This is a genomic window from Serratia plymuthica NBRC 102599 (assembly GCF_001590925.1).
Taxonomy (GTDB): Bacteria; Pseudomonadota; Gammaproteobacteria; order Enterobacterales; family Enterobacteriaceae; genus Serratia; species Serratia plymuthica.
Genome location: NZ_BCTU01000048.1, coordinates 1 through 14,177 on the forward strand (window position 1 = coordinate 1; position 14,177 = coordinate 14,177).

Annotated in this window: 13 protein-coding genes; 12 read left to right on the forward strand and 1 reads right to left on the reverse strand. The window is 53.6% G+C overall.

Annotated features, from left to right (window positions below; all coding sequences use genetic code 11):
• Positions 1-130: 130 nt before the first annotated feature.
• Positions 131-358, forward strand: a complete 228-nt coding sequence (locus SPL01S_RS23810) for a hypothetical protein (RefSeq protein WP_232245970.1) — start codon at positions 131-133, stop codon at positions 356-358.
• Between the two features lie 488 nt (positions 359-846).
• Here SPL01S_RS23810 and SPL01S_RS23815 read toward each other — a convergent pair whose 3' ends face one another.
• Complete coding sequence (locus SPL01S_RS23815; protein ID WP_232245971.1) at positions 847-1,743, reverse strand: LysR family transcriptional regulator; 897 nt, start codon at positions 1,741-1,743, stop codon at positions 847-849.
• A 115-nt stretch (positions 1,744-1,858) separates the two neighbouring features.
• Here SPL01S_RS23815 and ilvD point away from each other — a divergent pair, with 115 nt between their 5' ends.
• The 11 genes from ilvD (at position 1,859) to SPL01S_RS23870 (ending at position 14,081) form a co-directional block, all read left to right on the forward strand.
• Positions 1,859-3,706, forward strand: a complete 1,848-nt coding sequence (gene ilvD / locus SPL01S_RS23820) for a dihydroxy-acid dehydratase (protein WP_063203158.1) — start codon at positions 1,859-1,861, stop codon at positions 3,704-3,706.
• Positions 3,703-4,884 (forward strand): cystathionine beta-lyase, encoded by a 1,182-nt coding sequence (gene metC, locus SPL01S_RS23825; protein WP_063203137.1) that lies wholly within the window; start codon positions 3,703-3,705, stop codon positions 4,882-4,884. The genes ilvD and metC overlap by 4 nt, the downstream gene beginning before the upstream one ends.
• 58 nt (positions 4,885-4,942) lie before the next feature.
• On the forward strand, positions 4,943-6,262 hold the full coding sequence (locus SPL01S_RS23830) for an LLM class flavin-dependent oxidoreductase (RefSeq protein WP_063203139.1): 1,320 nt from the start codon (positions 4,943-4,945) through the stop codon (positions 6,260-6,262).
• Positions 6,263-6,336: 74 nt separating this feature from the next.
• The gene (locus SPL01S_RS23835; protein WP_063203142.1) at positions 6,337-7,536 is read left to right on the forward strand and encodes a benzoate/H(+) symporter BenE family transporter; all 1,200 of its coding nucleotides are present in this window, start codon (positions 6,337-6,339) and stop codon (positions 7,534-7,536) included.
• A gap of 35 nt (positions 7,537-7,571) precedes the next feature.
• Positions 7,572-8,732 carry a mandelate racemase/muconate lactonizing enzyme family protein gene (locus SPL01S_RS23840; protein ID WP_063203144.1) on the forward strand — a complete coding sequence of 387 codons (1,161 nt, stop codon included), beginning with the start codon at positions 7,572-7,574 and terminating at the stop codon, positions 8,730-8,732.
• Between the two features lie 69 nt (positions 8,733-8,801).
• Complete coding sequence (locus SPL01S_RS23845; RefSeq protein ID WP_063203146.1) at positions 8,802-9,848, forward strand: aminotransferase class IV; 1,047 nt, start codon at positions 8,802-8,804, stop codon at positions 9,846-9,848.
• 2 nt (positions 9,849-9,850) lie between these two features.
• Positions 9,851-10,483, forward strand: a complete 633-nt coding sequence (locus SPL01S_RS23850) for a glutathione S-transferase family protein (protein WP_063203149.1) — start codon at positions 9,851-9,853, stop codon at positions 10,481-10,483.
• 30 nt (positions 10,484-10,513) lie between these two features.
• Positions 10,514-10,765, forward strand: a complete 252-nt coding sequence (locus SPL01S_RS23855; RefSeq protein WP_013814539.1) for a phosphopantetheine-binding protein — start codon at positions 10,514-10,516, stop codon at positions 10,763-10,765.
• 15 nt (positions 10,766-10,780) lie between these two features.
• Complete coding sequence (locus SPL01S_RS23860; RefSeq protein ID WP_063203151.1) at positions 10,781-11,302, forward strand: gamma-glutamylcyclotransferase family protein; 522 nt, start codon at positions 10,781-10,783, stop codon at positions 11,300-11,302.
• 32 nt (positions 11,303-11,334) lie between these two features.
• Positions 11,335-12,396 (forward strand): DUF6421 family protein, encoded by a 1,062-nt coding sequence (locus SPL01S_RS23865; protein ID WP_063203154.1) that lies wholly within the window; start codon positions 11,335-11,337, stop codon positions 12,394-12,396.
• A complete protein-coding gene (locus tag SPL01S_RS23870; RefSeq protein WP_063203156.1) occupies positions 12,393-14,081 on the forward strand; it encodes a thiamine pyrophosphate-binding protein in 1,689 nt (562 codons plus the stop codon). The genes SPL01S_RS23865 and SPL01S_RS23870 overlap by 4 nt, the downstream gene beginning before the upstream one ends.
• The last annotated feature ends 96 nt before the right edge of the window (positions 14,082-14,177 follow it).

The window sequence follows — 14,177 nt, forward strand, 5'->3', positions numbered from 1 at the left end:
TCTGCTTTCTCGGATGAAGAAAATGGGGATTTGAGGCAGAAAACAATTTCCGAATGTTGTTGAGTGTTCGTAGAAGATTATAAAGAGTAACGGACGGGAAACCCTGTTAAATCAAGAGGAATTGGCCATATTGGCCAGGCAGCTTTGTGCCCTGGAGGCGAGTTTCTCCCTGTTGCCTGACTATGAGGAAAATGAAGCGTTGGCACCGATGGAGTCGGTATTGAGTGAGCTATCTTCAAGGATGGCCGATCATTATCCCTATTTTTCGGCCCTGCTTGTTGTTGTCCTGGCCGGGAGCTCGCCATTCTCGGTCAGCACTACCGATAATTATTCTGATAATTATTATGATAAAAAATAAATACCAGAATGGAGGATATGGCGGTAAGAGTGACAACTATTTTTCTTTAAAAAATGCCTGATTGATTTCATTGCTTATATTTTTAAAAGTGTTATTTCCTGTGCAATAATGAAACTGTTTTAGCAGGTCAAACTTAAAGCTCTTCCACCGTAAAATGAGTGGCCAGTGGGGTGTGTTTATAACGGAGTTGAATTATTTTTCAGGAAAGTAATTCACTGCTTATGAGCAAGGTTAACACGAAAGAATATGGCGACTCCTGTTCAGCCGGAGAGATCCGATTACTCGAGTCATGTCGACATTTGATGCGTGCTGGCGTTGTCACCGTGCTTGTCGTGGGCCCCTGCCCGGAACAATGCTGTTGCAGTAATATCTTCGCTTATAAAATTACGTCCGGTAGGCATTTTACTGAGGTACCAGATCGCCCCTCACAATTTGGCGTAGTCTGGTGTCTACTCCCCTACCACTTTGCTCATTACGTCTTCCCGATACTATCCGGTCGTAACTTGGGTATCCGCCAAGGATATCAATTTTTTCAATAACGGTGATTGATTGTTTTTACGCCATGCAAAACCAATATCCAATCGCGGCAGATTTTCCAGCAGTTCCACGTAGGCCACACCGGTTCGCGCCAGATGGCGTAATGAATTCGGCACCAGAGAAATACCGATCCCGGAAGCAACCAGACTGATGATAGTTTGCATTTGAATAGCCTGCTGAATGATATTTGGTTTCGTACCGTTATTGGTGTAGTACTGCATCACCAGCTTATAGAATGATGGCGCCGCTTTTTGCGGGAAAATAATTAGCGGTGAATTAATCACGGATCGCGAGCAGAGTTTGCCATGGGTTAACTCGAGCCTGCCATTATCCAGCCAGGCCTGAGGCACCGCAGCGACCAACGATTCCGAGAGGATCTTTTTATAGTCCAGACAGCCCGGCAGTTGTGCCTCCTCCGGGGGGATAATGATACCGGCGTCAATCCGTTCCTCCAGCAATTCGCTCAATTGCACATCGCTGGTCGCTTCTTTTAAAATCAGTTCAACTGCAGGGTAAATTTGACGAAAATGACTGACCAGTCGAGGAAGAATGTTATATCCCGCTACACTGATAAAGGCTAGCGATAATGTTCCTGATTCACCTTTACCCAGTCTGTCGGCAATATCAGGTAACGCATTCAAACTGCTTAGTGAGTTTCTGACGTAAAATAACCATTGTTCTCCAAAAGGCGTCAGCTGCACATTTCTTTTGTTACGAAAAAAAAGAGTGTGTCCCAATTCTTTTTCCAACGACATTATTGACTGGCTCAACGGAGGTTGCGTCATATTAAGACGTTCCGCTGCCTTACCAAAATGTAGAGTTTCCGCAACTGTTACAAAGTATTTCAACTGTCTAACATCCATGACAAATACTCACAGCAACTTAATCGATAGGGGAGATTATATTTCACCGCGCAGTTTGTCCACTCTAATATTGGGCCTTACTTGTTCAGTTAAGGCACCCATAAAAATGTATCGTTCCCGTACTTCTACCCATGGTCGTAATATGGCCGGTGCTCGCAGTTTATGGCGTGCTACAGGCATGACAGACGCCGATTTTGATAAACCTATCATTGCGGTAGTGAACTCTTTTACCCAATTTGTGCCGGGTCACGTACATTTGAAAGATCTCGGCCAGATGGTCGCCCGCGAGATCGAGCAGGCTGGCGGTGTCGCCAAAGAGTTTAATACCATCGCCATCGACGATGGCATCGCGATGGGTCATGACGGTATGCTTTACAGCCTGCCCTCGCGTGAGCTGATTGCCGACAGCGTGGAATATATGGTGAACGCACATTGCGCCGATGCCATGGTCTGTATTTCCAACTGCGACAAAATCACGCCGGGAATGCTGATGGCAGCGTTACGCCTGAATATCCCGGTCATTTTCGTCTCCGGTGGCCCGATGGAGTCTGGAAAACTGACATTACGCGGCGAAAAGCGCGCCTTTGATCTCATCGACGCCATGGTGGTTGCTGCAGATGACACCATGACCGACGAGGAAGTGACGGCGGTGGAGGCCGTGGCCTGCCCGACCTGTGGCTCCTGTTCAGGGATGTTTACCGCCAATTCCATGAATTGTCTGACGGAAGCGCTGGGGCTGGCGCTGCCTGGCAATGGCTCAATACTGGCAACTCATGCGCTGCGCAAGCAGCTGTTTCTTGAATCCGGTCGTCGCATCGTGGAACTGTGTCGTCGCTACTATGAGCAACACGATGCCAGCATCCTGCCCCGTTCTATTGCCACAAGAGAAGCATTCGAAAACGCCATGACGATGGATATCGCCATGGGCGGTTCCACCAACACCGTACTCCACCTGCTGGCGGCTGCCTATGAAGGCCAGGTGAATTTCACTATGGAAGATATCGACCGTCTGTCACGTAAGGTGCCGGTGCTGTGCAAAGTCGCACCTGCGGTTGAGAACGTCCATATGGAGGATGTGCATCGCGCAGGAGGCGTGATGGCGGTAATGGCAGAACTGCACCGCGGCGGGTTGATTAACGTCAATACCGGCACGGTACATGCCGACACGCTGGGCGCTGCGCTGGCACGGTGGGATATAAAAACCAGCGATGTTCCGGAAATTCGCCGGTTCTATCGCGCCGCGCCGGGAGGTGTACGCACCCAGGTGGCATTCAGCCAGGATAACTATTACCCGGCGCTGGATCTCCATCGCCAGGCAGGCTGCATTCGCAGCATTGAACATGCATTTTCGCAGGATGGCGGCCTGGCGGTGTTGTTCGGCAATATTGCGCAGGAAGGCTGTATCGTGAAAACCGCCAGCGTCGATCCCTCAATGATCCGTTTTACCGGCACTGCACGGGTATTTGAAGGGCAGGACGAGGCGGTGGCAGGCATTCTGTCCGGTGGGGTGCAAGCCGGTGATGTGGTGGTCGTGCGCTACGAAGGCCCGCGCGGCGGGCCGGGAATGCAGGAGATGCTCTATCCCACCAGTTACCTTAAGGCAAAAGGCCTGAACAAGACGTGTGCGCTGATCACCGATGGCCGTTTTTCCGGCGGTTCATCAGGCTTGTCGATTGGCCACATTTCGCCGGAAGCGGCGGCCGGCGGCAATATCGCCCTGATTGAAGACGGGGACATCATTGAGATTGATATCCCCAATCGCGCCATCCGGTTCAAACTGGACGATCATGAGCTGGCCACACGTCGCGCAAAGCGGGAAGCACTGGGCAAGAAAGCCTGGAAGCCGGCCAACCGTCAACGCCGCGTCTCTTCGGCATTACGAGCCTACGCGGCCGTGACCTCCAGTGCCGCCTTCGGTGCGGTACGCATAATCGAGGACGAGGCATGAAACCGGCGCTAACCGTGCGGGGAACCGCAACCCGTCTGACGCACGGCGGTAGAACGCCGGCAGAACACCATGGTTTTGTTAATCCGCCCGTTTACCGGGGTTCAACGGTGTTGGCCCCCACGGTCGACAGCTTGTTGAACTACCGTCAGCCCTATGTTTATGGCCGCCTGGGCTCTCCAACCACGGCCGCCCTGCAGGAGGCGCTGCGTGAGCTGGACGGTAGCGCAGGCGTATTGTTTTGCCCGTCCGGGCTGGCGGCTATTGCACTGGCGCTTCAGGCTACCCTGACTTCCGGTGACCATCTGCTGATGACCGACGTGGCCTATCGTCCGGCACGTCGGCTTTGCGAAGGGGTGTTAAACCGTCAGGGAATTACGACGCAGTGGTTCTCACCTTCTCTGGGGGCCGACGATCTGCGCCGGTTGATTAACCCCAAAACTCGGGCTATTTATCTGGAAACGCCAGGGTCGCAGACCATGGAAATGTCCGATATTCCCGTCTTGGTGGCTGTGGCCAGGGAGGCCGGATTGCTGGTGATAATGGATAACACCTGGGCAACGCCGCTGTTTTTCGATGCGTTTTCCTATGGTGCCGATATCGTGATCCAGGCCGCCACCAAGTACATCGCAGGCCATGCTGATGTGATGTTGGGAATCGTTTCTGCCTCTGAACGCGCCTTGCCTCTCTTGCGTGAATATCACCGTGAAACCGGCTTGTGCGTCAGCCCGGATGATGCCTGGCTGACACTGCGTGGTCTGCGAACCCTGGCAGTGCGCATGCGTCAGCATCAGGAGAATGCACGCCATCTCGCCCAATGGCTGGCAGGGCGTGAAGAGGTGCAAGCCGTATGGTATCCGGCGCTGGAAACGGATGAGGGTCATGCCCTGTGGCAGCGTGATTTTACCGGCGCGGCAAGTTTATTCACCGTCGTGCTGCAGCCGGCACCGGCGCAGGCGGTTGCAGCCTTTCTCGAGGGGTTGCAGCTTTTTGGCCTTGGTTTCTCATGGGGCGGTTTCGAAAGCCTGGCGCTGCCTTTTGACTGCTCTGAATATCGCCTGGCGCCTCCCCGACAGCCCGTGGGCCCCTGTGTCCGATTTTATATCGGGTTGGAAGATCCGGACGATCTCCGCCGCGATCTGGAACAAGGCCTGCGACGCTTCAATGCAGAACGAGATTAACGCAAATAGAGATTGCGACCAATTTGTCATCAAACTTCACCGATAACCGGAATATACGATGAAAAAACATCTCTGCCTCGGCGGTTTTATGCGCCCAATCTGCCTGCACACTGCCTGGTGGCGCCATCCTTCAGCACCGGCTCACGCCAATTTCCACTGGCCAACCATCAAATATCTGGCGCAGAAACTGGAGCATGCCTGTTTCGACGCCATTTTCACCGCCGATCATCTGGCGTTAATGCCAATGCCCCCGTCAGCGCTGCGCCGCAGCGCTACGGTCACGTCCTACGATCCGCTGGTCATGCTATCGGCCATTGCCGCCTGTACGGAACATATTGGCCTGATTGCTACCGGCTCCACCAGCTATGAAGATCCTTATCTGTTGGCACGACGCTTCGCTTCACTGGATCATTTAAGCAATGGGCGGGCCGGGTGGAATATTGTCACTACGGTAAATCCTCAGGCGGCGCACAATTTTGGCCTTGATACGGCACTGCGTCATGGTGAGCGTTACGCTCGGGCAGAGGAGTTTTTCAAGGTGGCCACCGGGTTGTGGGATGGCTGGTCCGATAACGCTTTGGTCATGGACAAGGAGAGCGGTATTTTTAGCGATTTGGGTAAGATCCAGCCGTTAAACCATCAGGGTGATTTTTTTTCCGTGCAGGGTCCATTGAACATTGCGCGTCCGGTACAGGGGTGGCCGGTTATTGCGTTGGCAGGCGCTTCAGAAGGAGCCCGAGAGATGGCGGCCCGCTCCGCTGACCTTGTCTTCGGCAATGCTCGCAGTCTGGAAACCGGGCAACAGTTCTATCGCGATGTTAAAAACCGTGCCCGCGCCTGGGGTCGCGATCCGTCAGCGATTAAGATCCTTCCGGCTAACCAAGTGTACGTCGGCGCGACCCACGCCGAAGCGCTGGCAAAAAAACGCTATATGGACAATCTGGTCCACATCGAAAGTAATATTCCCAATCTCTCGATCCGTCTGGGTGTCGACTGTTCCAAATTTGACCCGGATAAATTATTGCCCGACCTGCCCACCACGGAGCAGGGCCAGGGAAATCAGCGTGAGTGGGTCGCATTGGCGCGGCGTGAAAAACTGACCGTCCGAGAGTTGGCTAAACGTGCGGCAGAATCCGGAACCGGCGAAATGGTCGGCACGCCGACGGAAATTGCCGATCAGATGGAAGCCTGGTTAATGGAGGAAGCCTGCGACGGTTTCATTATTGTTTTTCACACCGTTCCCGATGGCTATGAAGATTTCACTACTCTGGTCGTGCCGGAATTACAACGTCGTGGTTTAATGCGAACACAATATACAGGTAACACACTGCGGGAGAATATAGGCCTGCCGCGTCCGATCAGTCACCTCGATAAATAAAAACAACATTGATTTAAACTCAATGGCAGTTATTTACGCATTGGCATGTGAATTCACGTTATTCGGGAGTGGAAATGGAATCAAATACATTAATGCAGCGCCGGTCATCTGATTTTTCCTGGCAGGCCGCTGGAGCGGGCCTGCTTTCTTCTTTTGTCGGCTTCGCTTCTACATTTACGCTGATTGTACAGGCGCTGGTCAATACTGGCGCAACGCAGCAGCAGGCTGCTACCGGGTTGATGGCGGTGTCTGTCGCCATGGGATTGGCGGGAATTTTACTCAGTTTGAAATACCGTATGCCGGTCAGCGTTGCATGGTCAACCCCGGGGGCTGCGCTGTTGGTGGGGCTTGGCGTGGTGAAAGGCGGTTTTGCCGTCACCACCGGAGCGCTGCTGATGGCAGCAGTGATGCTGATCGTAGCAGGGCTGTGGAAACCCCTGAGCCAGGCCATTAACAAGATCCCATCGAGCATTGCCAACGCCATGCTGGCAGGTATTATCCTCAATCTGTGCGTCGCCCCGGTGCATGCTTTGGCGAGCTATCCACGTTATATTGCGCCAGTGCTGATTGTTTGGTTAGTGATGTTGAAAATAAACCGGATATTAGCCATTCCCTGCGCAGCTATTGCAACCCTTGCGGTAATTTATATGACGGCGAATATTGGCGATATTCACATGTCAGAGATCTTGCCTGAATTTATTCTGGTACGACCGGAATTTACTCTATCCGCTTTTATCAGCATTGCCTTGCCGTTATTTATTGTCACCATGGCCTCACAAAACATTCCCGGGATGACCGTTCTGAACGTCAATGGTTATAAGCCGGATGCAACACCGTTATTTACCAGCACCGGTGTCAGCAGCCTGTTGGCGGCACCCTTCGGCGGCCCGGCCATCGGGCTGGCGGCGATTACCGCCGCCATCTGCGCCGGAGAGGAAGCAGGTAAGGATCCCGCCAAACGTTACTGGGCGGGCATCATTTGCGGTGCGGCGTATATCGTCTACGGCATGCTCGCAGGTGCCGCCACGCGTTTTATTTCCGTTTCGCCGCCAGTGCTGATCGAAGCCGTCGCGGGGCTTGCGCTGATGGGGGCGCTGGGTAACTCGCTGGTGAATGCCCTTAGCGACAAAACGCATCGTGATGCGGCAATTATCACCTTTCTGATCACCATGGGGGGGCATGCCTTCTTTGGCATTGGCGGTGCTTTCTGGGGCCTGATTGCCGGTATCGGAATGGCCTTTTTTCTGCGCCGGCGCGCAGTCACCGCAGCCTGACGCGCTTTCACTTTTAACGGTAAATAAGGGCAGTTATGCAACAGAAAATTATCAACATCGAAGCTACACCGGTCTTTGTCTCCGGCAATGTGGACGTGGGCGGCTTGCCTATCAGCGGTAAACTTTCCGGCCTGATTGTCGAGATTGAAACAGAAACCGGAATTGTCGGGCATGGTTTCACTGCCATCACTGATGAAGAGGTCGTGGCTGCGATCGTGAAAACCGTCGTGACCCCCAATGTGATCGGGATGGATGCATTGCAGCGAGAAGCGATCAACGAGCGCCTTTATTGGTTGCTGAGCCCACGTGGCCAGACCGGTTATGCCAGCCATGCCATTGCGGCCATCGATATTGCGCTTTGGGACATTGCAGGCAAGGCTGCGGGGCAGCCAGTGTGGAAACTACTGGGCGGTGCCCGTCAGGAACTGAGACATTATACCACCTTTGGTTTCCCTTCCCTGAACGATGAACAACTGGCTCATGCCGCCCGTACCTTGGTCGCGGCAGGACATACCCATCTGAAAATGCTGGTGGGCTTTCACGCCATGTCGCGCCGTGACCAGGGGCGTTCTCTTGACGATGTGATCCGCCAGGATGCCCGCCGAGTACGCGCGGTACGTGAGGCAGTGGGCGATACGGCGGAAATCTATATCGACGCCAACTGTGGCCTTGATCACTATCATGCTCTGCGTTTGGCCCAGTCAATCGAGGAGTGCGATATCGCCTTCTTTGAAGAGCCGATTATGGATAACGACCCGGTAAAACTGGCGGATTTGCGTCGTCAGATTCGTATCCCGGTAGCTGCAGGCCAGAGCGAAGGGCAACTGTTCCGCTTCCGCGACATGCTGATGAATAACGCAGTCGATGTGCTGCAACCCAATGTGTGCGTGTGCGGCGGTTACTCCGCCGGGCTGAAAGTGGCCGCGCTGGCGAGAGCTTTCGGGGCCCCCATCGATAACGGGGGCACATTCCCCTATCAGAACATGCATCTGCATGCGGGGGTCGCTAACGGTGGCATGGTGGAGTTTCACGTGGCGGTGACGGATATCTGCCATCAGCTATACCTCGGTTTGCCGGAGCACAACGGAGACAGTGTGACTCTGTCGAATAAACCCGGGCTGGGGTTTGAACTGAACAAAGAGACTTTGGCCGTGCTGTCGCAGGGGCCGTTTTCGCAAGGATTGGGTAAGGCCTGATGCGGAATAATCGCACACTCTTGCCGCCATCCGTGGCGGTATAAACACAACCTGTTGGTGAGACCGACGATGCAATTATCGCAAGAATACACGCCTCAACACACCACGTTGCCAGTGTTCGAAAACTGGTCTCCCACGATGGCCGGGGCGGAATATGACGGCAATACCTGGTCCGCAGTGAGTTTTAGCCCTGTAGCCCCGCTGACCATCGCACCGGGCGCGATGGCACTGCAATTCGGTGCCAGCGTATTTGAAGGAATGAAAGCCAGGCGCGCAGATGTCAACGAGGCTTACATTTTCCGCGGTGACGAAAACTATCAGCGTTTGTGTCGCTCTGCGCGGCGTCTCTGCCTGCCGTATCCGGATCCGGTGCTGTTTGACGCCGCGCTGGACGGTATCGTCAGCAACTGTGCGAACTGGCAATCACCATTTTCCAGCGAATGGCTCTATTTGCGCCCATTAATCTACGCCATGGACGATCATCTGATGCCTGTCACCAGCCGGCGCGCGTTGTTCCTGCTACTGGCAGCGCCGATTCGCGCTTACCGGCCCGCTACCTTCTCATTGCGGGTTGAACAGCACCAACACCGTGCGGCGCCGGGCGGGTTGGGCGCGGCCAAAACGGCGGCGAATTATGCGCATCAGTTCCAGGCGACGCAGGCCGCTCACTCTGCCGGCTATCAGGCCGTTTTGTGGCTCTCGGCCCTGGATAATCAGACCATTGAAGAAGCCAGTACCATGAATGTCTTTTTCGTCGTGGGCGATACCGTTATTACCCCGTTGCTCTCTGACCGGGTTTTAGCCGGGATCACCCGTCAGTCCGCTATCTCCCTGATTCGCGGGCGAGGGATCAGGGTCATTGAGCGAAATATCACGCTGGAAGAGGTCATGCAGGCCAGTCAGCAGCGAAAACTCCGGGAGCTGTTTGTCACCTCGACTGCGCTTGGCGTGCGGGCGGTTGACTATCTGCAAATCGGTGAACGACGCATCGCCACGGCCAACAATCCGTGCTTGTCGGCAGAGATCGCCGTTGAACTGGAAAACATCCAGGCGGGGCGCTGTGGTAGCGGCACCTCTGGCTGGCTCAGACCTGTAGCGCTACATAGGGAAGCGTAACGATGTCATTCCCATTAACTCTTTACTACTGTCCCGGCCATCTCTCTTTTGCACCCCATGTGCTCCTCAATGAGATCGGCCAGCCTTTTGAACTGCAGTGCGTATCAATAAAAAACGGTGAGACACGACAACTCGCTTTTCGTGAGCTGAATCCCAAAGGCAAAGTCCCGGTCCTGGCGACACCGCATGGGATCCTGACCGAGGCCTCGGCGATTCTTGTGTGGCTGGCGCTCACCTGGCCGGAATGTCGTTTACTGCCTGCTACGCCGTTTGAACGCGCACAGGCCATAGAGTGGCTTAACTGGCTAAGCAGCATGATGCCTGCCAGCATTGCTCTGCGTCTGCATCCGCATCGCGTTACCGACGAAGAAAATGCCTGGCAGGGGATCCGTCGGCATGGTTTGCAAGAATGTGAACAACTGTATCAACAGATTGAAAACAGGCTACGAGATAAAACCTGGGCCGTGGGGGGCGCATTTTCGATTGTCGATCCGGCAGTGATGATTTTTTTCCGTTGGGGGACATTGCTGGGGCTGGATATGAACCAATTCCCTCACTGGCGGCAGCATACAGAAAATATGCTGAGACGCCCGGCAGTACTAACAACGTTGTCCACGGAGCAGATTGCATTCTGAATAATATTTCCAACTTTCAAGGTGGTTATTATGGCATCGCCAAGTTTAGATACATTGACTCAATTATTCCGCCAATTCTTCAGTGCAAGAGATAATATTAATTATATAGAATTTAATGCCAATACCGATCTTTTTGCAGCGGGTTTGCTGGATTCGCTGACCATTGTGGAGTTTGTGATCTACCTTGAGGATCTTTTGCATAAAGAGATCCCGGTGGGCGACTTTACTCTGACGTCAATTAAAAGCGTTTCTTCGGTTTACGATCATTATGTACTGGATTAAGTCGGGAGGGGATGTATGTTTGCTTCAGCTTCAGCCTTGCCGTGTTATCTGTTTGCTTATGGTTCATGCATGAACCAACAAAGCTTTACTGCGACGCTCGGCTGTGACAGCCGACGTTATTTTCTCAGCGTTGCCACGTTGCATCAGCATTGTTTGCGCTTTAATTATCCCTCTCTTAACGAGCCAGTCTGTTGCGCCAATATCACCCCTGCCATCGGACATACTGTGCAGGGGGCGCTTTACCGGATGCCGACCGCATTGTTGGCATCAGTTGACCGGCGGGAAGGCGTGCATCTGCATCGTTACAAACGCCAATGGGTCAGTGTTTTATTGCCCGACGGGCAACAGGTCATGGCCATGACCTACTTCGCGCGGGTAATACATGGGCAAGAGGCTGCCCCCAGCGCCCGCTATCGCCAGTTACTGCTCGATGGCGCACGCGACGCCGGCGTGACGTTAGACTATAAAATCAATTTATTGCAGCATATGGCACGGTTACCCGCCAGAGAGATGACGGACAACGCGCTATTACCTTGAAGTATTCCCCTTCATTCAAGAGAGGCATTTGCATGAAAGACGATATTGTCGCTGCGGTAAACCTGTGTCGAAAGAAAATTATAGCGGAAGGAATAACCGCTGACATTGAGCAGATTCATCGCTGTATTGTCCCCATATTGAGTAAATATCGGGATAATATTCATATTAATACCTTGCTAAGAAACTGCGCCAATCGGAGTTTTTCCTGCGGAAATTTACTCGATCTTACTTGTTTTTCCGATCCTGAGTTTATTGTGGGCTTTTTTTCTGTACCCTATAACCCGGATGCCTTTCTGGAAGCCATGCGTGTAAAAATTATTCCGTTACCCAAGGTCGTCACTGATTTAGTCCCCATATCTGACGCTGTACCGGCAGTGATTGAATCCTGTACCGAAGGATTTCTTAATCCGTTGGCGGTAGCGGTTTTTGCGGAAAATTACCGTGACGCCGAGGTTAAAGAACATCACCAGGCTTATTATTTGATCGACAAATTTGTAGCGCGTTTTAAAGGCTATACGCGTAAAGCGATTGACGCTTTCTGGTCACCTACCGCCTTCGCCGACATTATCGATGCCGATGATGCGTTGTTGATCAACGCCAGCGCTATTTGGGTACATCTGCATGAGCATTATCATCGTCGCGGCTATTTGCCCCTGCCTGAGCACCTGAAAGCCAAAAGTTCACGTAATGGCGCCGGCGCGGAGGAGTTGCGAGTGGATATTCTGACGTTGCTGACGCTGTTGCGTTTGAGTTCCCCGGTAGCGGAACTGCGTGCCGCTACGCAGTACATTCTGGCTGAAAGGCTGATTCGTTATCCGCTGCAGGCCTCCGCGCAAGATAACTACGATGCGCGTTCCTCTGTCGCTCTGTTCCAGTACCTGCAGCGCCATGGGATTATTGCCAGTAATGGTGGTAAATTTTATTTTAGAGGCGGTTATGCGGCTCTTGAACAGGCATTACAATCAATTGCCGTGAAAATGGCAGCGCTGGAGTACCGACTGAGCCGGTTGCCGCAAGAGGAGCGTAAACAGCGATGGTCTTTGCTCCTTCCTGCACTGGCGAACAACAATAACCAATGGAGTCTGCAGGCATGAGTGTTATAACGACTGCCGCGCTTAGCGCTCGTCGCGGGGCGGATGTATTGTTGGAAACCTTGGCCAGCGAAGGTGTGGAATATATTTTCGGCAACCCGGGTACCACCGAGTTGCCGCTGATCGACGCACTGCTGCGCAACCCGGCGCTGAAATATATTCTCGCACTGCAGGAGGCGAGTGCCGTAGCGATGGCCGATGGTTACGCTCAGGCGTCTGGAAAACCGGGATTTCTTAACCTGCATACTGCGGGGGGCCTTGGTCATGGCATGGGAAATCTGTTGAATGCCAAAGTCTCCCAGACGCCGTTGGTGGTGACTGCCGGGCAGCAGGATACTCGGCATGCGATCAGCGACCCCTTGCTCTATGACGATCTGAACAGCATCGCGGCACCGGCGGTTAAATGGGCAGAAAATGTCTCCAACGCCATACAGTTGCCGGTGCTCATCCGGCGCGCTTTTCATGATGCCAACGCAGCACCCAGCGGCCCGGTATTTCTCAGCTTGCCGATGGATATCATGGATCAGCTCAGTGATGTACCTATCGGTGAGCCTTCGCAGATTGATCGGCATACCACGGGGGGATCATTACCTGCTTTGGCGCAAATCCTGGCTGATTACCTCCCCGGCAGAGTGGCCATTATCGCCGGGGACGAGATCCACCACAGTCACGCTTCGGCCGAGACCCAGCGAGTCGCGGAGTTGCTTGGGGCTCACGTGTATGGTTCATCCTGGCCTTCGCGCATTCCGTTTCCCACTTCGCACGCATTATGGCGCGGTAACATGCCGACTACCGCGCGGGGGATTGCCGAGATCCTGCAAAACTACGAAGCAATCTTTGCCCTGGGTGGCAAATCATTAATCACTATCCTCTACAGCGAAGGCTCTGCAGTACCGGAGAATTGCGCGGTCTATCAGCTTTCCGCCGACGTCAATGATTTGGGACGTTCCTATGCCACCCGGCTTTCCGTAGTCGGCGATATTAAAACGTCACTGAATGCCATGCTGCCAAAGCTGGAGAGTCTGACCGAGGCAAAACGCGAGAACTATAACGCCCTGATCCAGCACGCCCGGAATGAAAAACAATGGGCGCGGGAGGTCCTGGAGCGAGAGGTCGAGGCGAAATTCGCGTTGCCGGTCATTGCGCCGCTGGTGGCTGCCCATGAGGTCGTACGTGCCATCGGGCCCGACGTAGCCATTATTGATGAGGCATTATGCGTCTCATCGTCGATGCGTAGATTTCTCTCCAGCGATCAAGCAGGGCAATATGGTTTCATGCGTGGCGGCGCGTTGGGATGGGGCATGCCTGCGGCAATTGGTTACAGTCTGGGACGCGGCCGACAACCGGTCGTCTGCCTGGTGGGGGATGGCGCGGCGATGTACTCGCCTCAGGCGATGTGGACGGCTGCCCATGAAGATCTGCCCGTGACTTTTGTGGTGATGAACAATCAGGAATACAACATCCTGAAAAACTTTATGCGCAGCCAGCAGCATTACACTTCTTCCCAAAGCAACACGTTTATTGCCATGGATATCACTCAACCCACCATTGATTATCTAGCACTGGCAAAATCAATGGGGCTTGCAGCATTGCAAATCCGCCGTGCCGGCGATATTGCCCCGGCGATTGAAGCGGCAATCGCCAGTGGGAAACCTGGGTTGATTGAGATTATCATCAGCGCGAGTTAAGTGCGCACTCCGGTGAATACAGGTACAACCTGGCCTGACGCCACAGTCACCGGAGGCCTTTGAACCGGCCTATTCGTGAGGGCTGGCATTGTCAAC

What these genes read in the sequence shown, in the direction of transcription:
- SPL01S_RS23840 (WP_063203144.1), top strand. Translation starts at nt 7,572, where the DNA reads ATGCAACAGAAAATTATCAACATCGAAGCTACACCGGTCTTTGTCTCC.
- SPL01S_RS23865 (WP_063203154.1), top strand. Translation starts at nt 11,335, where the DNA reads ATGAAAGACGATATTGTCGCTGCGGTAAACCTGTGTCGAAAGAAAATT.
- SPL01S_RS23835 (WP_063203142.1), top strand. Translation starts at nt 6,337, where the DNA reads ATGGAATCAAATACATTAATGCAGCGCCGGTCATCTGATTTTTCCTGG.
- SPL01S_RS23850 (WP_063203149.1), top strand. Translation starts at nt 9,851, where the DNA reads ATGTCATTCCCATTAACTCTTTACTACTGTCCCGGCCATCTCTCTTTT.
- SPL01S_RS23860 (WP_063203151.1), top strand. Translation starts at nt 10,781, where the DNA reads ATGTTTGCTTCAGCTTCAGCCTTGCCGTGTTATCTGTTTGCTTATGGT.
- metC (WP_063203137.1), top strand. Translation starts at nt 3,703, where the DNA reads ATGAAACCGGCGCTAACCGTGCGGGGAACCGCAACCCGTCTGACGCAC.
- SPL01S_RS23830 (WP_063203139.1), top strand. Translation starts at nt 4,943, where the DNA reads ATGAAAAAACATCTCTGCCTCGGCGGTTTTATGCGCCCAATCTGCCTG.
- SPL01S_RS23870 (WP_063203156.1), top strand. Translation starts at nt 12,393, where the DNA reads ATGAGTGTTATAACGACTGCCGCGCTTAGCGCTCGTCGCGGGGCGGAT.
- SPL01S_RS23855 (WP_013814539.1), top strand. Translation starts at nt 10,514, where the DNA reads ATGGCATCGCCAAGTTTAGATACATTGACTCAATTATTCCGCCAATTC.
- SPL01S_RS23845 (WP_063203146.1), top strand. Translation starts at nt 8,802, where the DNA reads ATGCAATTATCGCAAGAATACACGCCTCAACACACCACGTTGCCAGTG.